The organism is Pseudomonas sp. TMW22090 (assembly GCF_022496665.1).
Lineage (GTDB): Bacteria > Pseudomonadota > Gammaproteobacteria > Pseudomonadales > Pseudomonadaceae > Aquipseudomonas > Aquipseudomonas gregormendelii.
This window is the reverse complement of record NZ_SCFH01000004.1, coordinates 363,322-385,181: the sequence shown is the minus strand read 5'-3', so window position 1 is coordinate 385,181 and position 21,860 is coordinate 363,322. Positions and strand designations below refer to the sequence as shown.

Sequence of the window (21,860 nt, the reverse complement as noted above, 5' to 3'; positions counted from 1 at the left end):
TTAGCCTGAAGCCAAAGCCAGACTAACTGGCAAAAAAAGACCCGGCAAAAAGCCGGGTCAAAAACCGTGATTAGCCTGATGAGGAGATAGTCCAGGAGACCGACCTAAGGTCTCTTGGTCCATCGACTGATCTCGCGACCAGCTGATGCAATAATAATCATTCTCGTTTGCAAGTCAAACGCTTTTCGCTGTTCGCCAGGGAAATTCTTTCCTGGTGCCTTTGGTTTCAACCCTTCTTACCTTCGTCAAGCGACTGATTCACCAAGGCCCTGGCCATATCGATCAGGTGCACCGTCGACAGCGTCAGGTCCCGGCTGGCGCCTTGAAGGTTACTGGCCGACTCATAGGCAATGGAGGCCGCGCACCGCATCAGGTCAGAGGCATGTACAAGTGCCTCCTCGCTGCTGACGTTCTTGTTTACAGCAAAAAAGCGCGGTTGTTCGGGCTCTGCTGACACGGCTGGTTTCAAGTAGTGATCGAGCGCGCGCTGTGCGGCAGCGAAGCCCTGTGGCGAGTTGAGGGTGGTATTCATTGGCTCGTTGGGCAGCTCAGTGCTGGTGATTGCCATTGTGACGTAAACTCCTTTTTTATGGTCAAATCCGTGAGAGCAGATTAGTACAAAACGTATTTGTTTCGACCAGTGAAATAATACAGATTGTGTTTTGAGCGCAGGCAGGAGCCCGCGTATCGTGCCCGACATGGATAAATGGATTGAACTGGTCAAGGCCAAGATGAGTGAGCTCAGTATCACTCAGGAGATACTCGCAGACCGTCTTGGGATGTCGCAGGGTGGTGTTGGACACTGGCTGAATAAACGACGTCAGCCCGCTGTCGACGACATGAACCGTGTACTGCAAGCCTTGGGCCTGGATTTCCTCGAAGTGGCAATGGTGCTCCGGGAGGTCGAGGCTTGCGAGGAAGATAATCCTCCCCTGGCGCAGCGCTATAGCCCTTCATTTCGCTACCCGATCACTGACTGGCAAGACGCACAGCTGCTGCGCGATGGGGAGTTGCCTGTGTACGGTGCGACGCAGTTCGAGCTGTCCGACTACCACGCTCGCGGCGGCGCGTTCTGGCTCAAGGTAGAGGGTGATGCGATGAACGCGCCCAGTGGGCCGAGCATTGCCCACAACATGCTGATCCTGGTCGATCCGGAGGTTGAGGTGCTGCCCGGCAAGCTGGTGATTGCCCAATGGCCCGGCAGCGCCGCAGCCACTTTCCGCCAATTGATCGAGGAGGGCGGCCAACTTTACCTGGTGCCGCTCAACCCGACTTATCCGAAAGCTTTGTACACTGCCGACTGCCGAATCATCGGCGTGGTCGTACAGGCCACCGCCAAGTTCTGATCAGATCGACCCTGCCAGTGGGTAGGGCCGTTCCTTGTTTCAAGCCTCTTGCAGCTCGACCAGCGCGCTGCCTTCACTGACCATTTCGCCTTCCTGGCAGTACAGCGCCTTGATCACTCCAGCGTGCGGCGCACGAATGCTGTGTTCCATTTTCATGGCTTCCAGCACCACCAGTTGCGCGCCGGCTTCAATCGATTGCCCGACCTCTACCAGGACCCGCACGATACTGCCGTTCATGGGTGCGGTCAGGCCGCCCTGATGACTATGACTGGCTTCCACGGCACTGATCGGGTCGTAGGATTCGATGCGGCGAAGCTCCCCATCCCATTGCAGATAGACCACGCCGTCGCGGCGAATGACCCGGTGCTGCCGGCGCAGGCCTTCTTCCTTGATCAGCAGTTGCTCGTCCTTGAGCTGTGCTGTGCTGGCATCGACTGCGCCCAGCGTAAGAGCACGGTCCTGGCCTTCGCAGCTCAGGTGCAGGCTGATCTGCGTTGGCAGTCCGGTACGAAAACCGTTGCCGCTCGCCCAAGGGGACGCCAGGTCGTCAGTGCGCGGCGCGGTGGTTTGACTTTGGGCAAATGCCTGGCCAGCGGCTTGCCAGAAATCCTCACCCAGCGCTGCCGGTTTTGGCAGCAACTGCTCCTGGTATCGCGGGATGAACCCGGTATCCAGTTCTGCGGCGGCAAAAGCTGGATGGCCGATGATCCGGCGCAGGAAGTTGATGTTGGTCCTGAGCCCGCCAATCGCGAATTCGTCGAGCATGCCCAGCAGGCGTAGCCGCGCCTGTTCGCGGTCTTCGCCCCAGGCAATCAGCTTGCCCAGCATCGGGTCGTAGAACGGCGAGATCTCATCACCTTCTTCCACGCCGCTGTCGACTCGACGTCCGTCGCCGGGCGCCGACTCGCGATACAACTCCAGACGTCCGGTCGCTGGCAGGAAGTCATTACCCGGGTCTTCGGCGTACAACCTGACTTCAATGGCGTGTCCGATCAGGGGCACCTGCTCCTGGGTCATCGGCAGGGTTTCACCCCGGGCCACGCGGATTTGCCAGGCGACCAGGTCGAGCCCGGTAATGGCTTCGGTCACCGGGTGCTCGACCTGCAGACGGGTATTCATCTCCATGAAGAAGAACTCGCCTCGCGAGTCCAGCAGGAACTCCACTGTACCGGCCCCGACGTAGCCAATGGCCTGTGCCGAGCGTACGGCGGCTTCGCCCATGGCGCGGCGCAATTGCGCGCTCAGGCCTGGAGCAGGGGCTTCTTCGACAACCTTCTGGTGGCGACGCTGGATCGAGCAGTCGCGCTCATTGAGGTACAGGCAATTGCCCTGCTGATCGGCAAAGACCTGGATCTCCACGTGCCGCGGTTTGAGCAGGTATTTTTCTACCAGCATGCGTGAGTCGCCAAATGACGATTGGGCTTCACGCTGCGCCGAGGCCAGGGCTTCGGCCAGTTGGCTGACATCTTCGACCACTTTCATGCCTTTACCGCCGCCGCCTGCCGTGGCTTTGAGCAGCACCGGATAACCGATGCGTTCACAGGCTGTGCGGAAGGTTTCCAGGTCCTGGGCCTCGCCGTGATAACCAGGCACCAGTGGCACGCCGGCGGTTTCCATCAGCGCCTTGGCGGCGGACTTGCTGCCCATCGCATCGATCGCCGAGGCGGGAGGGCCGAGGAAGATCAAGCCGGCATTCTCGATGGCCCGGGCAAATCCGGCGTTCTCCGACAGGAAACCATACCCCGGATGAATCGCCTGGGCACCACTGGCCAGTGCAGCAGCAATCAGTTTGTCGATCTGCAGGTAGCTGTCGGCGGCTTTGCTGCCACCCAGGTCCACCCGGATATCTGCCTCGCGGCTGTGCCGGGCCTCACGATCAGTAGCGCTGTGCACGGCCACGGTGGTCAGGCCCAGGGCCTTGGCGGTGCGCATCACCCGGCAGGCGATTTCGCCGCGGTTGGCCACCAGTAAAGTGGTAATGACGGGCGTGCTCATCAACGCGGCTCCTTCGTGTTTGGGGTAGCGATCCAGTTCGCCGGGCGTTTTTGCAGGAAGGCACGCAAGCCTTCCTGGCCTTCAGGGCTGACGCGGATCCGCGCAATGGCATTCTCGGTGTAGCGCCGCAGCGCCGGTGTCAGCGCGCCGTTCCCCACCTCGCGCAGTAGCTCCTTGCTGGCGCGCATGGCGGCGGGGCTGTTGAGCAGCAAGTTGTCGATCCACTGCTCGACCTTCGATTCCAGCTCTGCCAGGGGGTAGCTTTCTGACAGCAAACCGATCTCCCGTGCCTGCTGGCCGCTGAAGCGCTCGGCTGTCAGGGCGTAGCGACGCGCTGCGCGTTCGCCGATGGCCTGCACCACGAACGGACTGATTACGGCAGGCGCCAGGCCGATGCGGACCTCCGACAGGCAAAATTGCGCGTCATCGGCACCGATGGCCATATCACAGCAGCTGATCAAACCCAGTGCTCCCCCAAACGCCGCCCCTTGCACCACGGCCAGGGTGGGGATTTTCAGTTTGGCGAGGTTGTACATCAACTCGGCCAACTCGCGGGCATCGTCGAGATTGGTGTGGTAATCCAGTTCGGCGGACTGCTGCATCCAGGCCAGGTCGGCGCCGGCGCTGAAATGCTTGCCGCGGCCGCGCAACAGCAGGAACCTGAGGCTGGTATCGGCCGAGACCTTATCCAGGGCGATGATCAACTCGCGGATCATCTGCGCGTTAAAGGCGTTGTTCTTGTCTTCGCGAGCGAGCCACAAGGTCGCGAAACCCCGGGGGTCGGTGTGCAATTGGAGGGTGTTGAAGTCGCTCATTTTGTCTGTCTCCACAACTCATGTGTGAGCGGGCTGCTGGCGAAGAACGCTAATGCGGTACATGGAAGACCGCGGTGAATCCTTCGCCAGCAAGCCCGCTCACACAGAAAATCACATCCGGAATACGCCGAAACGGCTCTGTTCTACTGGCGCGTTCAGCGCGGCCGACAAGGCCAGGGCCAACACATCGCGGGTCTGCGCGGGGTCGATGACGCCGTCATCCCACAGCCGGGCGCTGGAGTAGTAGGGATGTCCCTGCTGTTCGTACTGATCGAGGATAGGTTGCTTGATCTCGGCTTCCTGCTCGGCGCTGAAGGCCTGGCCACCTCGCTCGGCCTGCTCGCGCTTGACTTGCACCAGCACGCCGGCAGCCTGCTCGGCACCCATCACGCCAATCCGCGCATTTGGCCACATCCACAGGAAGCGTGGGTCGTATGCGCGTCCGCACATGCCGTAGTTGCCGGCGCCGAAGCTGCCGCCAATGATCACGGTGAACTTTGGCACCTTGGCGCACGCTACGGCGGTGACCAGTTTGGCACCGTGCTTGGCGATGCCGCCGGCTTCGTATTTCTGGCCCACCATGAAGCCGGTGATGTTCTGCAGGAATAGCAATGGAATGCCGCGTTGACAGGCCAGTTCGATGAAGTGCGCGCCTTTTTGCGCGGCTTCGGCGAACAGAATGCCGTTGTTGGCGAGAATCGCGATCGGATAACCGTGCAGGTAGGCAAAACCGCACACCAGTGTCGTGCCGAACAACGCCTTGAACTCGTCGAACACCGAGCCGTCCACCAGCCGTGCGATGACTTCACGCACATCAAAAGGTTGCTTGGCGTCAGCCGATACCACGCCGTAAAGCTCGTCGCTGGCATACAGCGGGGCGATCGGGGTGCGTTGCTGCACTTCGCCGAGCTTGCGCCAGTTAAGGTTGGCAATGCTGCGCCGGGCAATGGCCAAGGCGTGCTCGTCGCTCTCGGCGTAATGATCGGCGACACCGGAAACCTTGCAGTGCACATCGGCGCCACCAAGGTCTTCGGCGCTGACCACTTCACCCGTCGCGGCTTTCACCAAAGGCGGGCCGGCAAGGAAGATGGTCGCCTGGTTGCGCACCATGATCGCCTCGTCGGCCATGGCCGGAACATAGGCACCGCCAGCGGTGCAGGAGCCCATGACCACGGCGATCTGCGGAATGCCCATGGCACTCATGTTGGCCTGGTTGAAGAAGATTCGACCAAAGTGCTCGCGGTCCGGGAACACTTCATCCTGGCGCGGCAAGTTCGCGCCACCGGAGTCCACCAGGTAAATGCAGGGCAGGCGATTTTGCTGGGCGATGGTCTGGGCGCGCAGGTGTTTTTTCACGGTCAGTGGATAGTACGAGCCACCTTTTACCGTGGCATCGTTGGCGACGATCATACATTCGACGCCTTCCACGCGGCCAATTCCGGCGATCACGCCAGCCGCCGGAACATCCTCACCGTACACCTCGTAGGCTGCCAGCTGGCTGATTTCCAGGAAGGGCGAGCCGGGATCGAGCAGCCGGTTGATGCGCTCACGAGGCAGTAACTTGCCCCTTGATGTGTGGCGCTCTTGCGCTTTGGGGCCGCCACCTTGCTGCACCTGGGCGAGCAGGGTATGCAGGGCGTCGACCTGTTTGCGCATCGCCGCGCTGTTGGCCGCGAACTCCGCCGAGCGGGGGTTGAGCAGGGTATGCAGGATAGCCATGGACAACTCCGGTTATCGGGTTTCGTTAAACAGTTCACGACCGATGAGCATGCGACGAATCTCGCTGGTACCCGCGCCGATTTCGTAGAGCTTGGCGTCGCGCAACAGACGGCCCGCGGGGAATTCATTGATGTAGCCGTTGCCACCAAGAATCTGAATCGCGTCGAGGGCCATTTGCGTGGCACGTTCGGCGCTGTACAGGATGACGCCGGCAGCGTCCTTGCGCGTGGTCTCGCCGCGCTCGCAGGCCCGGGCCACTGCATACAGATAAGCTCGGCTGGCGTTGAGTTGGGTGTACATGTCGGCGACCTTGCCCTGGATCAGCTGGAATTCGCCGATGCTCTGGCCAAATTGCTTGCGGTCATGGATGTAGGGAACGATCAGGTCCATGCAGGCCTGCATGATGCCGGTCGGGCCGCCGGACAGTACTACGCGCTCGTAGTCGAGACCGCTCATCAGTACTTTCACGCCGCCGTTGAGTACGCCCAGGATGTTTTCCTCCGGTACCTCGACGTCATCAAAGAACAGCTCGCAGGTGTTCGAGCCCCGCATGCCGAGCTTGTCGAACTTGTTGCTGCGGCTGAAGCCTTTCGAGTCGCGTTCGACGATGAAAGCCGTAATGCCGTGGGGGCCTTTTTCCAGGTCGGTCTTGGCGTAGATCACGTAGGTGTTGGCGTCAGGGCCGTTGGTAATCCAGGTCTTGCTGCCATTGAGCACGTAGCGATCACCACGTTTGTCGGCGCGCAGTTTCATCGATACCACGTCGGACCCGGCGTTCGGTTCGCTCATGGCGAGGGCGCCGATGTGCTCGCCGCTGATCAGCTTGGGCAGGTACCTGGTCTTCTGCTCATGATTGCCGTTGCGGTTGATCTGGTTGACGCAGAGGTTGGAGTGCGCGCCGTAGGACAGCGCAACTGAAGCCGAGCCGCGGCTGATTTCTTCCATGGCCACCACGTGCGCCAGGTAACCCAGGCCAGCGCCACCGTATTCTTCGCTAACAGTGATGCCCAAAAGGCCCATGTCGCCGAACTTGCGCCACAGGTCTGCTGGAAACAGGTTGTCGATGTCGATCTGGGCGGCGCGCGGGGCGATCTCGCTGGCAACAAAGGACTGAACCGAATCACGCAGCATGTCGATGGTTTCACCGAGGGCAAAGTTCAGGGATGGGTAGCTCATGGGGCACCTTTTGGCTTTTTTGTTGGGTGGGGAGGGCAGTGCTGCAGCTCTCACCTTTACGTTAACGTAAGCCTGTGACGAAGCGCTGTCAATCGCCCTTTACGTTAACGTCAACTTGAGCGACAGTAGGGCTGCGGTAACACCCACTAATAAAGACAATAGGGGTCGTCATGGATCAACCCAGTGCAAGCCCGCAGCGCAGCTATACCCGCGGTTCCCAGGACAAAGCCTTGCTGGCGATGACTGTCGGCCAGGCGTTCGATGACACGGTCGCCCGCTACCCGAACGGCGAGGCGCTGGTAGTGCGCCATCAACAGCTGCGCTACACCTGGCAGCAATTATCCGCGGCTGTCGAGGTGCATGCCCGGGCCCTTATGGCGCTGGGTTTGCAGGCTGGGGACCGGCTCGGTATCTGGGCGCCCAACTGCGCCCAGTGGTGCATCAGCCAGTTCGCCAGCGCGAAGATCGGCGTGATTCTGGTCAACATCAACCCGGCGTATCGCAGCTCCGAACTGGAATATGTGCTCAAGCAATCCGGTTGCCAGTGGCTGGTCTGTGCCGGTGCCTTCAAGACATCCAACTATCACGAAATGCTCCAGGGACTGCTGCCTGAACTGGTCGAGCAGTCCATTGGTAAATTGCACAGCGAACGCCTGCCGGATCTACGCGGGGTAATCAGCCTCGACGCGCAGCCGCCGTCAGGTTTCCTGCCTTGGTCGCAACTGGCTGATCTGGCGGCCAGCATACCGGCGCAACAATTGCTGCAACGCCAGGACAGCCTGAATTTCGATCAGGCCGTGAACATTCAGTACACCTCTGGCACCACCGGTTTCCCCAAGGGCGCGACCCTCAGTCATTACAACATTCTCAACAACGGTTACATGGTTGGCGAAAGCCTGGGGCTGACTGCCGATGATCGGCTGGTGATCCCGGTGCCTCTCTATCATTGTTTCGGCATGGTCATGGGCAATCTGGGGTGCATCACCCACGGCACCACCATGATCTACCCCAATGATGGATTCGACCCGCTGCTGACCCTGACCACCGTCGCCGAAGAAAAAGCCACCGCGCTTTACGGTGTGCCCACCATGTTCATCGCCCTGCTCGACCAGCCAGGGCGTCAGGAATTTGATTTGTCGAGCTTGCGCACCGGCATCATGGCTGGCGCAACCTGTCCCATCGAGGTGATGCGACGGGTGATCAGCGAGATGCACATGAGCGAGGTGCAGATTGCCTACGGCATGACGGAAACCAGCCCGGTTTCCTTGCAAACAGGGCCTTCGGACGAACTGGAACTGCGAGTGACCACTGTCGGTCGCACCCAGCCGCAACTGGAAAGCAAGATCATCGACGAGGCGGGCAATCTGGTGCCGCGCGGTACCATCGGCGAGCTCTGTACCCGCGGTTACAGCGTGATGCTTGGTTACTGGAACAACCCGCAAGGCACGGCGCAAGCCATCGACCAGGCAGGCTGGATGCACACCGGTGACCTGGCCAGCATGAATGATGACGGCTACGTGTGCATCGCCGGCCGGAACAAGGACATGATCATCCGTGGCGGCGAGAATATCTATCCGCGTGAGCTGGAGGAGTTTTTCTTCACTCATCCAGCCGTTGCCGACGTGCAGGTGATCGGGATTCCCTGTTCACGCTATGGCGAGGAAATCGTCGCCTGGATCAAGTTCCATCCCGGCTACAGCGCCACCGAACAGGAGCTGCAGCTCTGGTGCAAGGAGCGCATCGCCCACTTCAAGACGCCGCGTCACTTCAAGTTCGTAGAAGAGTTCCCAATGACGGTAACGGGCAAGATCCAGAAATTCCGCATGCGCGAGATCAGTATCGTGGAGCTCAAAGCGGTACTGTAGGAGCTGGCAGGTCGGCGATGGCGGTGTTCCATTCAATTTGAATGTCGACTGGCCCACCGCTTTCGCGAGCAAGGCCGCTCCCACAGGGTAATGCAGTGTCGGTGCTGGTGATGTCGAAAACCCGAATCCCAGACAGCACAAAGGGGAGCCGAAGCTCCCCTTTAATTTGTCGTTGCGCGTGCTCTTTTTTTATTATTGAGGGGCGGTCTGTTGTTGTTTTTGGTAACCGTGACCCTTTACCGCTGTTTTTGTCGATCCCCATCCGGGATCAAGAGCAAACGTATTTTTTTGAGCGCTGATCTGCTTTTTCGCCAAGCGATCCAACCAGTTCGGGAGCTACCTGAAGGTAGTTTTATTGTTCTCTGCCCGGTTGCGGGTTACTCCGAAAAGCACCCTGAAAAGCACACCTTCTCCAAAAAAATCTGTTAGCTGCGTCTCTGCCGTGTTGTTCTTGTTATGTCAGAGTCGTTACGTCTTATTTTTATTGGTTTGCTGCTTTTTATTCTTGTTATGCCATAGAGATAGCAGGAGCCGTGCCAACTTTTAAAAAAGCTTTAAAAACAGATACTTATGATTTAGCTTCTTTTTGGCAAAGGCTCTGACTCTCGTAATCTGTTTCCGTGTTACTCGATTGCGCCCACATTTCACGGCTGGCGGTAACACCCCGACACAACCGCTCGCTCACTGTGCACTGCGTGCCTTGGCCACCCGCGATCCGGTAGGGCGGCCCAACACTGTACAGATCTGCTGGCCTGCCAAAATCAAGGCGTCCAGGTCAATACCGGTGTGTATGCCCAGGCCGTTGAGCAGGTAGACCACATCCTCGGTGGCCACGTTACCGCTGGCGCCTTTGGCATAGGGGCAGCCGCCGAGGCCGGCGATGGAGCTGTCGAAGGTCGAGATGCCTTCCAGCAGGCTGGCGTAGATATTGGCCATGGCCTGCCCGTAGGTGTCGTGGAAATGCCCGGCGAGTTTGTCTCGAGGGACATCGGCCGAAACCACTTCGAACATTCTGCGAGTGGCGCCTGCGGTGCCGGTACCAATGGTGTCGCCCAGGGAGACCTCGTAACAGCCCATCGCGTGCAGCTCGCGAGCAACCCATGCGACTTGCTCGGGTGCTACATCTCCTTCGTAGGGGCAGCCCAGCACACAGGACACGTAACCGCGCACCGTTATCCCGTGTTGTCGGGCTGCGTCCATGATGGGAACGAAGCGCTCCAGGCTTTCGCTGATCGAGCAATTGATGTTGCGCCGGGAGAAGGCTTCGGAGGCGGCGGCGAACACCGCCACTTCCTTGACCCCGGCAGCAATGGCGTCTTCGAACCCACGCAGATTGGGGGCGAGTGCGCCGTAGGTGACGCCTGGTTTGCGCTGGATCTGCGCAAAGACTTCTGCCGAACCTGCCATCTGCGGCACCCATTTGGGCGAAACGAAACTGCCAACTTCGATGTAACCAAGGCCAGCGGCGCTCAGTGCGTCGACCAGTTGCACCTTGTCGGCGACGCTGATGGGCTGGGCTTCATTTTGCAAACCGTCGCGGGGACCCACTTCGATCAGGCGCACGTGAGTTGGGAGGGACATGGGAATTGACCTGTGCTGATAGCCCTGCAAGAGCGAGCTTGCTCGAGATGGTCGTTAACGATAACGCGGGTTTCCTGATTAAACGCGTTGACCTTGATTCCATCGCGAGCAAGCTTGCTCCTGCAGGGGGAGATGGGTGGGATTATTGAGTTTGCTGGCTCTTGATCGTCTGTTCCAGGGCCTGGGTGCAGCGCTCCTGCGCCGTGTCCAGTTCCAGCTTCATCTGCTCGATGTCGAGCATCTGCTGTTCCAGTTGATCACGACGCTCGGCAATCTTGTTCAACATGGTCTGCAACTGTTTCTGGTTGCCCCCGGCAGGGTCGTAGAGTTCGATCAGTTCGCGGCATTCGGCCAGTGAAAACCCGATGCGCTTGCCGCGCAAGATCAGCTTCAGGCTGACCTTGTCCCGGGGCGAGTAGATGCGTTCCTGGCCGCGTCGCTCGGGGCTGAGCAGGCCTTGTTCCTCATAGAAGCGGATCGCCCGGGTGGTAATGTCCAGCTCGCGGGCGAGGTCGGAGATGCTGTAGGTCAGGCTGCTCATGGGCGCGCTCGAAAAAGGGTCATGGCGCTAAGCTAAAGGCAGGTTGACGTTTACGTCAAGGGCCAGCGCCCTACACCTTATCCAGTTTCTTCTCATGTGCCGTCACCTGCTGGCACAACTCGATCATCTGCTCGCGCATCCAGCGGTTGGCCGGGTCCTGGTCAGTGCTTTCGTGCCAGTAAAGGTGGGTCTCCACCGGGGGCACATCGTTGACCGGCAAACTGAAGGCCTGCAGATCGTTGCGACGGGCAAAGCGCTCGGGCACGGTCATGACCATGTCCGTCTGCTGCAGCACTTGCGACGCCATCAGGTAATGCTGCGAGCGCAGGGCGATCTTGCGCTGGATGCCCATCTTGCCCAGCGCCAGGTCGACATGGCCCAGGCCACTGCGGCGGCTGGAGATATGAATGTGGGTCAGCGACAAGTAGTCATCGAGGCTGAATTTTTCCTTGTTCGCCAGCGGATGCCCCTTGCGCATGGCGCACACGTAGCGGTCCTCCATCAACTTGACATGGCGTACCTGGGGATCGGTATTGAGCGGGGCATCGACGGCGAAGTCGAGACGCCCGGCCGCCAGTTCCTTGGTGGTCTCGCGACGCTTGGACAGAAAGCTCTCGATGATCACGGTTGGCGCCAGGCGACGCAGGCGCTGGAACAGCGGGGGCAGGATCACCGCCTCGGTGAGGTCGGTCATGCTGATGCGATACGTCTTGACTGCCTGCAGCGGGTTGAATATGCGGCTTTCCTGAACGGATACACGCAGCAGCGAGAGCGCATTGCGCACCGGCCCGATGATGTTCTGCGCCATGGGCGTCGGAACCATGCCCTGGGCGGTGCGCACGAACAACGGGTCGTTGAATGTCTCGCGCAGGCGGGCGAGGGCGTTCGACACCGCCGGCTGGGTGATGCCAACGATCTGTCCGGCGCGAGTCAGGTTGGCTTCGGTGTAGATCGCGTCAAAGACGATGAAAAGGTTGAGGTCGACCTTGCTCAGATTCATGGCGCTGCACTCTTATTGTGTGGGCTCGGTGGCCTTGGCGATCAGTGGATCATATATCGGTGATGAATGTTAATACACGCCGAGAATAGGCTAGGTAAATTTTCGTCACTGTTCTAGCATCAAATCCATGACCTGAACAACTCATTAAAACCCCCGTTAAAAGGTAGAGCTGCCCATGGATTTCGCTTATTCGCCCAAGGTGCAAGAACTGCGTGAGCGCGTGACCGCGTTCATGGACACCTACGTTTATCCCGCTGAAGCCGTGTTCGAGCGTCAGGTCGCCGAAGGCGATCGCTGGCAGCCGACCGCGATCATGGAAGAACTCAAACTCAAGGCCAAGGCCGAGGGCTTGTGGAATCTGTTTCTACCCGAGTCCGAGCTGGGGGCCGGCCTGACCAACCTGGAATACGCGCCGCTGGCGGAAATCATGGGTCGCTCCTTGCTAGGCCCTGAGCCCTTCAACTGCTCGGCTCCAGACACCGGCAACATGGAAGTGCTGGTGCGTTACGCCAACGAAGAGCAGAAGCAGCGCTGGCTCGAGCCCCTGTTGCGTGGCGAAATTCGGTCAGCCTTCGCCATGACCGAACCCGACGTGGCGTCCTCCGACGCTACCAATATGGCCGCCCGCGCCGTGCGTGACGGCGATGAATGGGTCATCAATGGCAAAAAGTGGTGGACCTCCGGCGCCTGTGATCCGCGCTGCAAAATCCTGATCTTCATGGGCCTGAGCAATCCAGACGCACCGCGGCATGCCCAGCACTCGATGATCCTGGTGCCGGTGGATACCCCTGGCGTGAAGATCCTGCGTCCGCTGCCGGTGTTTGGTTACGACGATGCACCGCATGGTCACGCCGAAGTGCTGTTTGAAAATGTCCGGGTGCCGTTTGAAAACGTCCTGTTGGGCGAGGGCCGCGGGTTTGAAATCGCCCAGGGTCGACTTGGCCCGGGACGGATTCACCACTGCATGCGTTCTATCGGCATGGCCGAACGTGCGCTGGAATTGATGTGCAAACGTTCAGTGAGCCGTACCGCGTTCGGCAAGCCACTGGCGCGCCTGGGCGGTAACATCGACAAGATCGCCGACTCGCGTATGGAAATCGACATGGCGCGTCTGCTGACCTTGAAGGCCGCGTATATGATGGACACTGTCGGTAACAAGGTGGCCAGGAGCGAGATCGCGCAGATCAAGGTCGTTGCACCCAACGTGGCCTTGCGCGTGATCGACCGCGCGATTCAAATTCACGGCGGCGCCGGGGTTTCCAACGATTTCCCGCTGGCCTACATGTACGCGATGCAACGCACCTTGCGCCTGGCCGATGGCCCGGACGAAGTGCACCGCGCTGCCATTGGCAAGTTCGAAATCGGCAAGTATGTGCCGAAGGAAATGCTGCGCAGCGGTCACTGAACAAACGTGTAGCACCGACCCACGAGATTCACTGTACGAGCGAGCTTGCTCGCGATGATCGTCAACGATGACGCGTTAATGCTGGATTAACGCGGCGCCTCTGAGTTCATCGCGAGCAAGCTCGCTCCTGCAGAGGGCGAGTTCAGTGAGTATCCACCTCGGGCAGCCCGTAGAACGTCCGGGCGCACGCGGTGGTGTGTGCTGCCAGGTCTTCCTCGCTTTCCCCCCGATGCAATGCCACCTCACGCAACACCTCCGTCAGATACGCCGGTTCGTTACGGCCATTTTTCGGCTTGGGCCGCAAGCTGCGGGGCAACAGGTACGGCGCATCGCTCTCCAGCATCAATCGACCTCGTTTGATCTCCTTTACCAGTGGGTGCAGGTGCGTGCCCCGGCGCTCGTCGCAGATCCATCCGGTAATGCCGATGTGCAAGTCCAGGTCGAGGTAGCTGAACAGGGCCTTTTTCTCTCCGGTAAAACAATGCACCACGGCAGCCGGCAACTGATCCCGATAGTCGCGCAAGATGTCCAGCAGGCGCTGGCTGGCATCGCGCTCGTGCAGGAACACCGGCAATTGCAGTTCGACCGCCATTGCCAGGTGCTCCTCCAGCACCTTCTCCTGTTGCGGGCGCGGCGAGAAGTCGCGATTGAAGTCCAGCCCGCATTCGCCCACGGCGACCACGTTGGGTTCCTTGAGCAAACTGCGCAGGCGCCGGGCGCTATCGGCGTTCCAGTCGCTGGCGGAATGCGGGTGGATGCCGGCAGTGGCAAACAGTCGCTGATTGCTGTCGTCCAGCTGCTGGCACAGCTCCAAGGCCTGTTCGCTGCCTTCGACACTGGTGCCGGTAAGGACCAGTTGGCACACGCCGGCGGCGTACGCACGGTCGAGTACCGCCTGGTGCTTGTCGGCAAAACTGGGGTTGGTCAGGTTGACGCCGATATCGATGAGTTGCATGGTGCTACCTCGGACCAAAGGCCGGAAAGCATATCAGAGCTGCAGATTTATAAGAAAAGCCAAGAACTACAATCAGTTGTAGCTGTCTCTTGATGCCGCGAGGCAGGTCATGCTGGTCAGTTGACCCGCATGAAGCCAGTTTCTCGCGCCTTGTCAGCGCTGTTTCTGACGTTCGATTTCACTCACTCCTTGAAATCGGCCCAGTATTCTTTCCGGAGAGTGGATGACCCGTCCCTCGGTGTTGCTGTTGCTGTGTTTATCGTTGCTACTGCCGATGCCGGCGGTTGCGCGTCTGGCCGGCCCGCTGCAAGCCGTACCCGCCGCGAAGGTCCGTGACCTGGTGGAAATCCGCAGCAGCCGTGTGCTGCGGGTGCTGGTCAACCAAAGTCGCAACAGCTCCGGGGAAGTCGAAGGCCAGGCGATCGGCGTCGAATACCACCGCCTGCGCGCCTTTGAGCAATACCTCAACGGTCACGCCCGTGACGGTCAGGAAATCACCCTCAAGATAATCCCTAAAGGCAAAGACCAGCTCATCGGCGCATTGCAGCGCGGGGAGGGTGACTTGGTGGCGCCAGGGGAACTGCTCGACCTGCAGCCCGGCCACGCCATCAGCACCAGTCAACCCATTGCCAGCAATATTCCGTTGGTGTTGGTCGGGATCAAGGGCGAGCGGAGTTACACCCGCCTGGAGCAGTTGTCCGGCAAGACCCTGGCCCTGCCAACGGGCAGCGCTGCCGGGGATGCGGTCAGCCAGATCAATCAGAGACTGGCGCTGCATAAATTGCCGCCGGTGAACGTCGAGTGGGTCGACCCCAGCCTCGCGGTCGAGGATGTACTGGAAATGGTCCAGGGCGGCATTTTCCACCTGACGATAGTCGAACAACCGATTGCCGAGCGCTGGGGCAAGATTCTGCCCAAGTTGCGCCTCGACCGAAAGGTGCTGATCAGTGAGCCAGGAGAAGAGTTCTGGTTCGTGCGGCGCGATGCTTCAATGCTGCGGGCCAGCATCGACCGCTTTCTACTCACCTATAAGAAACCCTCGGACCAGGATGTGGCCTTCCTGCGCATCTACCGTCGCCTGTATCAAGTGCACTATCCCTTGGCCAAGGCCAATCGTCAGCGCCTGGAAAAGCTGCGTCCGGTGCTGCAGAAGCACGCGGCGGCCCAAGGCATGGACTGGCTGAATCTGGCGGCGCTGGCATTCAAGGAATCCGGGCTGCAACCCAGTGCCCGCAGCGGCGGTGCCCCGACCGGGCTGATGCAGATCACCCCTGCGGCGGCGCAACGGGTAGGCGTCAATAACATTCAGGAACTGGATGCCAATGTTCAGGCCGGGGCCAAGTACCTGGCGATGATTCGCCGCAAGTTCTTTGCCAGCCCCAAGCTCAATGAGCGTGAGCGCATGGCGTTTGTGCTGGCCGCTTATAACATTGGGCCGGAGCGGGTCCAGGGCATGCGCGCCGAGGCACGACGTCGAGGCTTGAACCCCAATCAATGGTTTTTCCAGGTTGAGCGCATTGCCATGGAGCAGGTTGGAATGGGGCCGGTCAGCTATGTTAATAGCGTGAACAAGTATTACCTGGCGTTCGATCGGGAGCGAGAGTCGCTGGAGCCTCAGGGGCAGCAGGTTGTCACACGGAAATGATCTACTAACCTGATTGTTATGGTGAGTTATTTACGCTTTTAACATAAAAATAACCGATTAATATAGCGGCCAACCAACACTCAAACCAAGAATGGATGACACAGCATGAGCACACTGATCAACAAGGTCCTGTTTACCCGCGCCGGCTACGGCTTGACTGTCCTGCGGATTTTCGTCGGCATCATCTTTGCCGCCCATGGCGCGCAGAAGCTTTTTGGTGCGTTTGGCGGTTACGGTTTGGCCGGCACTGCGCAGTACATGGAAAGCCTGGGCCTGACGCCTGGCTATGTGATGGCGACGCTGGCCGGAGGCACCGAGTTTTTTGGCGGCCTGGCATTGATCATCGGCCTGTTGGTGCGCCCGGCGGCATTGGGCCTGACGTTTCTGTCGCTGGTTGCCATCTTCAGCGTGCACATCAGCAACGGCCTGTTCATGGCCAACAACGGTTACGAATTTGCCCTGGCCCTGCTCGGTGGCTCCATCGCGGTGCTGATCGAAGGCGCCGGCAAGCTGTCGGCAGACCGCGCCATCGCCGGCTAACCGCTCTGGATCAATAAAAAGGCCCGCATCAAGCGGGCCTTTTTTGTTGCTCGCAATTCTTGACACTGCCGTGTCGGCTTCTCTAGGATGCTGCTCATGCGCCGATTTAAACAGCTACTTGCGGGGCGCCAGGTGACTCGATCAGTTACCGACAGAAGCTTGGAAACAGGCTTCGAAATTCCGCTAAAGCGCTGGTTCGGTGTTGCCTCTCACCTGCCATGCAGACCTTTGAGGCAGAGACACGATACGATGAATGCACTAAGCCCCGTTGTACGCCCCGCGCCGATCACGGCACACCTCACCCAGCGCAATCCCAAAATCCTGCTTGGCGGCAAACATCAGCCAACGCTCCTGCGTTATCTCGATGGCTGGCCTCGCCGCACGGGTGGTCCTGCGGCCTTCCTAATCCAGTTCGTCGAAGACGGTGAGTCCCTGGCGCGTTTCGCCAGCGACAGCTTCGACTTGGCGGTGATTCAGTCACCGACTGTTGAAGGGGCCAGCGAAATGATCAGCCAATTGATCCGCGTGGCCCGCCAGGGCCTGATTACACGACGCTGAATGTTACCATTTTGTCGATTGACGGCGCGTGCCAGCGGCTGGCGCTGGCGTCGGTATTCGCGCGAATCAATCAGACGAGCGTCTTAAGGGCCAACTCAAAAGCTTCACAGCCTTTGCTGGCAAAGCTCTGGTAGTTACCGAACAGACGGATCAGGTAGATCGAGCCGACGTTCAGATAGCCCAGCCGGTAAATGGACTTCAACGAATCGAAGTTGCTCGACTCCACATAAGAGACCAGTCCTTTGTAACCCTTCTCCAGGTAGTGCCTGAGCGCAAGGTTCATGCCTATGGCGTGCAGGCGCTGGCCTCGATAGTCGTGATGGGTGAAGCCCTTGTACATGTAGATGTAAGAGGGGCTGAAGTGCAGGAACAGTTCTGGCGGGTCGATGTGCGTCGGTTTGCGCGAATACCAGCCATAAGAAGCCAATACCGCGCCATCGAAGATGCCGAAGCATTGATCGCCCTTGGCCAGGGATTCTTCGATAAAGCTCTCGGGCATCTCATTGACTGGATCGCGCGCGTAGTGGCGCATCATCTGTTCACTGAGGAACATCGGCTTGAAGTGCGATGGGTAGTCGAGGAACGCCGGGTCGACTTTCTGCAGCGTGACCCCGCGCAGTATCTTGAACAGCATGAAGGCGTTGACCGTCTTCAAAAAGAGCTGATGACTCGCGCTGGACAACCCGATCTTTCGAATCTTCGTTTGGCTTTTCTCAAGCAGCTGCTGCACGATCATGCCGTCCTCCCAATGGATCTTGTTTATGAAAGGGAATTTGCGTGACTTCCAACTGCCAATTTATTGGCCTTTGTAACAGGATGTTAGCAAGGTATTTTGCGTTTGCCCGGCAAAGCGTCATAAAACTAGCGATATCCGACAGACGTTCCGTAGAGTCAGTTGAGTACTTGCAGCTAACTATCTGAGTTGTCAGAGGTTCATTTCCCGCCAGCCTGGATAGTCGGGAAAATTTTTTTTCAGTGACATCCATTCGCAACTTGCCCCAAGGAGGCCCTCGACTTGAGTACCAACATCATCACAAAGGAAGGGCATGACGCCCTGAAACAGGAGCTCGATTACCTGTGGCGGGAGAAGCGTCCGGACACGACTCGCAAGGTCACCTGGGCCGCCTCCCTGGGCGACCGCAGTGAGAATGCCGATTACCAGTACAACAAGAAGCTGCTGCGCGAAATTGATCGCAGGGTTCGCTACCTGCGCAAGCGGCTGGAGGATGTGCGGGTGGTCGAGTACTCGCCGGAGCAGGAGGGAAGGGTGTTTTTCGGTGCCTGGGTCGAGATTGAAAACGAGGCCGGGGACATCAAGAAATTTCGCGTGGTGGGGTATGACGAAATCTACGGGCGCAACGATTACATCTCGATCGATTCACCGATGGCGCGCGCATTGCTGAAAAAGGAAGTGGGTGACGAGGCGGTGGTGCAGACCCCGGGGGGCGAAACGTTGTGGTGGATCAACGCCATCTCCTACGGGCAAACGCCAAACGATCGCCCGGGGTAGGGCGACCGCCCAGGCGTCGATCAACCCTCGCGCAACACGGTCAGCGGGCTGGCGTTCAGGGCCCGACGGGTCCCGAATACGCCCGCGCCGCCAATCAGCACGGCACCGATCAATGGCATTACCAGCAGCCATGGATGCGGCTGCCACGGCAGGTCGAATGCATAGCGGTACAGCACCAGGCTGACCAGTTCCGAGCCCAGTGCCGCGAGCAGGCCACTCACGGCCCCCAGCAGACCGAACTCGATCCGCCGGGCCTTGACCAACAGCTTCCGTTCCGCGCCCAGCGCACGTAGCAGTGCGCCTTGGCGAATGCGTTCATCCAGCGTTGCCTGCAATCCGGAAAACAGCACCGCCATGCCAGCCGCCAGGACGAACAGCAGGACGTACTCCACTGCCAGGGTGACCTGGGCGAGGATGCTGCGCAGTTGTTCCAGCAGGGCTTCGACTTGCAGGATGGTCACTGCCGGAAAGCTTCGGGACAGGTCGACGATCTGCTGGTCATGCCCGGCGGCCAGGTAGAAGCTGGTCAGGTAGGTGGCCGGCAGGTCCTTCAGGGTGCCGGGCTGGAAGATCATGAAGAAATTGGGCTGGAAGTTGTCCCAGTTGATGTCACGCAAGCTGGTGACTTTCGCTTCGCGATTGACCCCGCCAACGGTGAAAACCATGTGATCGCCCAGCTTGAGCTTCAGGCTGTCGGCAACCTTGCCCTCCACCGACACTCCGGGAATCTCGTCGGGTGTCTGTTCAGTCCACCAGTTGCCGGCGGTGAGCTTGTTGCCCGCTGGCAGGTCGGCCGCCCAGGTCAGGCTCAGGTCGCGCTGGATGGCCCGATCTCCGGCTGAATCCTTGCTGACGATTTGCTGCACCGGTTCGCCATTGATACTGATCAGCCTTCCGGGCACCACTGGGTACAAGGGCGCTGCCTGTGCCGAGAGTTCGATCAGGCGGTCGGTGAATGCCTGCTTGTCTGCCGGCAAAATGTTCAGCGCAAAATAGTTAGGGGCATTTTTCGGCAGCTGGTTCTGCCAGGTATCGAGTAACTCGCCGCGCAACAGGGCGATCAACGCCATGGACAGCAGGATCAGGCCGAACGCCAGGGACTGCCCCGCAGCGGCCAGGGGGTGGCGCAGCAACTGGCCCAGCCCCAGGCGCCAGGGCAGGGAAGCGCGTGCCAGCATGCGCCGCAGGCTTTTGAGCAGCAGCAACAGCAAGCCGCCCAGGACCAGCGCGGCAATGACGCCGCCGCCGAGCAGGGCGAAGGTCAGCACCAGGTCCAGGCTCAGGCGCCACATGATCAGCCCCAGTGCCCCCAAGGCCGCGCCATAGACCATCCAGGTGCTGGACGGTATGGGCAGCATGTCTCGACGCAACACGCGCAGCGGCGGCACCCGCCCCAACGCCGCCAGGGGCGGCAGGGCAAAGCCGGCCAACGCCACCAGCCCGGTGCCGATCCCGGCGATGGCCGGGAACAGGCCGCCAGGCGGGACATCGGTGGGCAGCAGGTCATGCAGTAACGCAAACAACCCGAGCTGCGCCGCCCAACCGATCACCGCGCCGCTGATACTCGCCAGCAAACCCAGCACAGTCAGCTGCACGCTGAACAGCAGCAGGGTTTCCCGGCGTGACAGGCCCAGGCAGCGCAGCAGTGCGCTGGCATCGAAGCGGCGAGTGGCGAAGCGCGTGGCCGACAGGGCCACTGCGACTCCGGACAACAGCACGGCGACCAGGCTGGCCATGTTCAGGTAGCGCTCGGCCTTGCCCAGCGCACCACCGATTTGCCGATTGCCATCGCGGGCATCCTGCAGCCTCTGATTCGGCGCCAGGCCGGGCTTGATCGCTTGTCGATAGCTTTCCAGTGCCTCGGCCTTGCCGCGCCAGAGTTCCCGATAACTGACCCGGCTGCCGGGCTGGACCACGCCCGTGGCCGCCAGGTCGCTGAGGTTGATCAAGACACGTGGCGTCAGGCTGTAGAAATTCCCCGCCCGATCGGGTTCATAGGTCAGCACCCTGGCGAGCTTCAGCGTCTTCATGCCGACGTCGATGCTGTCGCCCATCTTCAGGTCCAGGGCCGTCAGCAGCCGCGCTTCGACCCAGGCTTCGCCGGGTTTCGGACCACCACCTGACTCCTCCGGGGCAAAGGGCGCTGCCGCGCTTTTCAGTTCGCCGCGTAATGGGTAGACGTCATCTGCCGCCTTGATGCTCGACAGCTGGATCCCGTTGTCGGTGGCGATCACGCTGGAGAACTCGACCACCTGGGCGTGTTCGAGTCCCAGCTCGACGCCGCTGGTGATCTGTTCCGGTCGCGCTGGCGAGCTGCCTTCGAGCAGCAGGTCGGCGCCGAGGAACTCGGTGGCCCGCAGCAACATGGCGCCGTTCAGGCGGGCGCCGAAGTAACCAATGGCCGTGCTCGCCGCCACGGCGACCAGCAAGGCGAAGAACAACACCCGCAGCTCACCGGCGCGGGCGTCGCGCAGCAGTTGGCGCAGGGCAAGGCTGAACAGGCGCAATAGCGGCAGGCGTGCCATCAAGGCTCCAGAGGGGCGACCAGCAGGCCGGCTTCAAGGCGGATCAGGCGCCGGCACCGGTGTGCCAGGCGTTCGTCGTGAGTCACCAGCACCAGCGTGGTGCCGCGCTCTTTGTTGAGTTCGAACAGCAGGTCGCTGATGCGCTCGCCCGTGTGGCTGTCGAGGTTGCCCGTGGGCTCGTCGGCAAACAGCACGTCGGGCTCGGCTGCGAACGCGCGGGCAATTGCCACGCGTTGCTGTTCGCCACCAGAGAGCTGGCGCGGAGAATGGGTCAGGCGCTGGCCCAGGCCTACCCGCTGCAACAACTGCGTGGCCCGTTCGCGGGCGTCCTTGCGACCGTCCAGCTCCAGCGGCAGCATGACGTTTTCCAGGGCGTTGAGACTGTCGAGCAGCTGGAACGACTGGAACACGAAACCGACGTGCTCGGCCCGGATGCGCGCGCGCTGGTCTTCGTCAAGATTACTCAGGGCCTGGCCGGCCAGTGTGACTTCGCCGCTGCTGGGCAGGTCGAGGCCGGCGAGCAAACCGAGGAGGGTGGATTTGCCTGATCCGGAGGCGCCGACGATAGCCAGGCTATCGCCCTTGTTCAGTTCCAGGCTGAGTTCGTGCAGGATAGTCAGTTCACCTTCCGCGCTGGGTACCACTTTGCTGAGGTTCTTCGCGGTGAGAATGCTTGCGCCCATG

The 21,860-nt window shown here is 60.1% G+C and carries 19 protein-coding genes; 7 read left to right on the top strand and 12 right to left on the bottom strand.

Annotated elements, in window-relative coordinates:
- Positions 1-226: 226 nt before the first annotated feature.
- A complete protein-coding gene (locus tag EQV97_RS14330; RefSeq protein WP_240889121.1) occupies positions 227-568 on the bottom strand; it encodes a DUF3077 domain-containing protein in 342 nt (113 codons plus the stop codon).
- A gap of 130 nt (positions 569-698) precedes the next feature.
- On the opposite strand from EQV97_RS14330, the gene EQV97_RS14325 reads away from it, so the two are divergent.
- Positions 699-1,346: an XRE family transcriptional regulator gene (locus tag EQV97_RS14325; RefSeq protein WP_240889120.1), complete on the top strand. Its 648-nt coding sequence runs from the start codon at positions 699-701 to the stop codon at positions 1,344-1,346.
- A 39-nt stretch (positions 1,347-1,385) separates the two neighbouring features.
- On the opposite strand, the gene EQV97_RS14320 is transcribed toward EQV97_RS14325, so the two are convergent.
- From EQV97_RS14320 to EQV97_RS14305, 4 genes are all read right to left on the bottom strand, one after another.
- On the bottom strand, positions 1,386-3,341 hold the full coding sequence (locus EQV97_RS14320) for an acetyl/propionyl/methylcrotonyl-CoA carboxylase subunit alpha (protein WP_240889119.1): 1,956 nt from the start codon (positions 3,339-3,341) through the stop codon (positions 1,386-1,388).
- On the bottom strand, positions 3,341-4,156 hold the full coding sequence (locus EQV97_RS14315) for a gamma-carboxygeranoyl-CoA hydratase (RefSeq protein WP_240889118.1): 816 nt from the start codon (positions 4,154-4,156) through the stop codon (positions 3,341-3,343). Before EQV97_RS14315 ends, EQV97_RS14320 begins: the two co-directional genes overlap by 1 nt.
- A 111-nt stretch (positions 4,157-4,267) precedes the next feature.
- Positions 4,268-5,875: a carboxyl transferase domain-containing protein gene (locus EQV97_RS14310; protein ID WP_122839326.1), complete on the bottom strand. Its 1,608-nt coding sequence runs from the start codon at positions 5,873-5,875 to the stop codon at positions 4,268-4,270.
- Between the two features lie 12 nt (positions 5,876-5,887).
- The gene (locus EQV97_RS14305) at positions 5,888-7,051 is read right to left on the bottom strand and encodes an isovaleryl-CoA dehydrogenase (protein WP_240889117.1); all 1,164 of its coding nucleotides are present in this window, start codon (positions 7,049-7,051) and stop codon (positions 5,888-5,890) included.
- Between the two features lie 170 nt (positions 7,052-7,221).
- Between EQV97_RS14305 and EQV97_RS14300 the strand changes: the two genes are divergently transcribed.
- The gene (locus EQV97_RS14300; protein ID WP_122839324.1) at positions 7,222-8,916 is read left to right on the top strand and encodes an AMP-binding protein; all 1,695 of its coding nucleotides are present in this window, start codon (positions 7,222-7,224) and stop codon (positions 8,914-8,916) included.
- A 681-nt stretch (positions 8,917-9,597) separates the two neighbouring features.
- On the opposite strand, the gene EQV97_RS14295 is transcribed toward EQV97_RS14300, so the two are convergent.
- From EQV97_RS14295 to EQV97_RS14285, 3 genes are all read right to left on the bottom strand, one after another.
- The gene (locus EQV97_RS14295; protein WP_122839323.1) at positions 9,598-10,497 is read right to left on the bottom strand and encodes a hydroxymethylglutaryl-CoA lyase; all 900 of its coding nucleotides are present in this window, start codon (positions 10,495-10,497) and stop codon (positions 9,598-9,600) included.
- Positions 10,498-10,639: 142 nt separating this feature from the next.
- A complete protein-coding gene (locus EQV97_RS14290; RefSeq protein WP_122839322.1) occupies positions 10,640-11,038 on the bottom strand; it encodes a MerR family DNA-binding transcriptional regulator in 399 nt (132 codons plus the stop codon).
- Positions 11,039-11,108: 70 nt separating this feature from the next.
- The gene (locus tag EQV97_RS14285) at positions 11,109-12,038 is read right to left on the bottom strand and encodes a LysR family transcriptional regulator (RefSeq protein WP_240889116.1); all 930 of its coding nucleotides are present in this window, start codon (positions 12,036-12,038) and stop codon (positions 11,109-11,111) included.
- Between the two features lie 175 nt (positions 12,039-12,213).
- Between EQV97_RS14285 and EQV97_RS14280 the strand changes: the two genes are divergently transcribed.
- Positions 12,214-13,443, top strand: a complete 1,230-nt coding sequence (locus EQV97_RS14280; protein ID WP_122839320.1) for an acyl-CoA dehydrogenase — start codon at positions 12,214-12,216, stop codon at positions 13,441-13,443.
- 142 nt (positions 13,444-13,585) lie between these two features.
- Here the strand turns inward: EQV97_RS14280 and EQV97_RS14275 are convergent, their stop codons facing one another.
- Positions 13,586-14,398, bottom strand: coding sequence for a TatD family hydrolase (locus tag EQV97_RS14275; RefSeq protein WP_045060193.1), 813 nt, complete (start codon positions 14,396-14,398; stop codon positions 13,586-13,588).
- A gap of 223 nt (positions 14,399-14,621) precedes the next feature.
- Here EQV97_RS14275 and EQV97_RS14270 point away from each other — a divergent pair, with 223 nt between their 5' ends.
- The 3 genes from EQV97_RS14270 to EQV97_RS14260 all read left to right on the top strand — a co-directional run bounded on the left by EQV97_RS14270 (position 14,622) and on the right by EQV97_RS14260 (position 17,141).
- On the top strand, positions 14,622-16,043 hold the full coding sequence (locus tag EQV97_RS14270; RefSeq protein WP_122839318.1) for a transglycosylase SLT domain-containing protein: 1,422 nt from the start codon (positions 14,622-14,624) through the stop codon (positions 16,041-16,043).
- A 105-nt stretch (positions 16,044-16,148) separates the two neighbouring features.
- Positions 16,149-16,583 carry a DoxX family protein gene (locus EQV97_RS14265; RefSeq protein ID WP_122839317.1) on the top strand — a complete coding sequence of 145 codons (435 nt, stop codon included), beginning with the start codon at positions 16,149-16,151 and terminating at the stop codon, positions 16,581-16,583.
- 249 nt (positions 16,584-16,832) lie between these two features.
- Positions 16,833-17,141 carry a class I SAM-dependent methyltransferase gene (locus EQV97_RS14260; protein ID WP_122839316.1) on the top strand — a complete coding sequence of 103 codons (309 nt, stop codon included), beginning with the start codon at positions 16,833-16,835 and terminating at the stop codon, positions 17,139-17,141.
- Positions 17,142-17,211: 70 nt separating this feature from the next.
- Here EQV97_RS14260 and EQV97_RS14255 read toward each other — a convergent pair whose 3' ends face one another.
- Positions 17,212-17,877: a GNAT family acetyltransferase gene (locus EQV97_RS14255; protein WP_122839315.1), complete on the bottom strand. Its 666-nt coding sequence runs from the start codon at positions 17,875-17,877 to the stop codon at positions 17,212-17,214.
- Positions 17,878-18,156: 279 nt separating this feature from the next.
- Between EQV97_RS14255 and greB the strand changes: the two genes are divergently transcribed.
- Positions 18,157-18,651, top strand: coding sequence for a transcription elongation factor GreB (greB, locus tag EQV97_RS14250; protein WP_045060197.1), 495 nt, complete (start codon positions 18,157-18,159; stop codon positions 18,649-18,651).
- A gap of 20 nt (positions 18,652-18,671) precedes the next feature.
- On the opposite strand, the gene EQV97_RS14245 is transcribed toward greB, so the two are convergent.
- Both EQV97_RS14245 and EQV97_RS14240 read right to left on the bottom strand, forming a co-directional pair.
- The gene (locus EQV97_RS14245; RefSeq protein ID WP_240889115.1) at positions 18,672-21,176 is read right to left on the bottom strand and encodes an ABC transporter permease; all 2,505 of its coding nucleotides are present in this window, start codon (positions 21,174-21,176) and stop codon (positions 18,672-18,674) included.
- A complete protein-coding gene (locus EQV97_RS14240; RefSeq protein ID WP_028619977.1) occupies positions 21,176-21,859 on the bottom strand; it encodes an ABC transporter ATP-binding protein in 684 nt (227 codons plus the stop codon). Before EQV97_RS14240 ends, EQV97_RS14245 begins: the two co-directional genes overlap by 1 nt.
- Position 21,860: the final 1 nt, after the last annotated feature.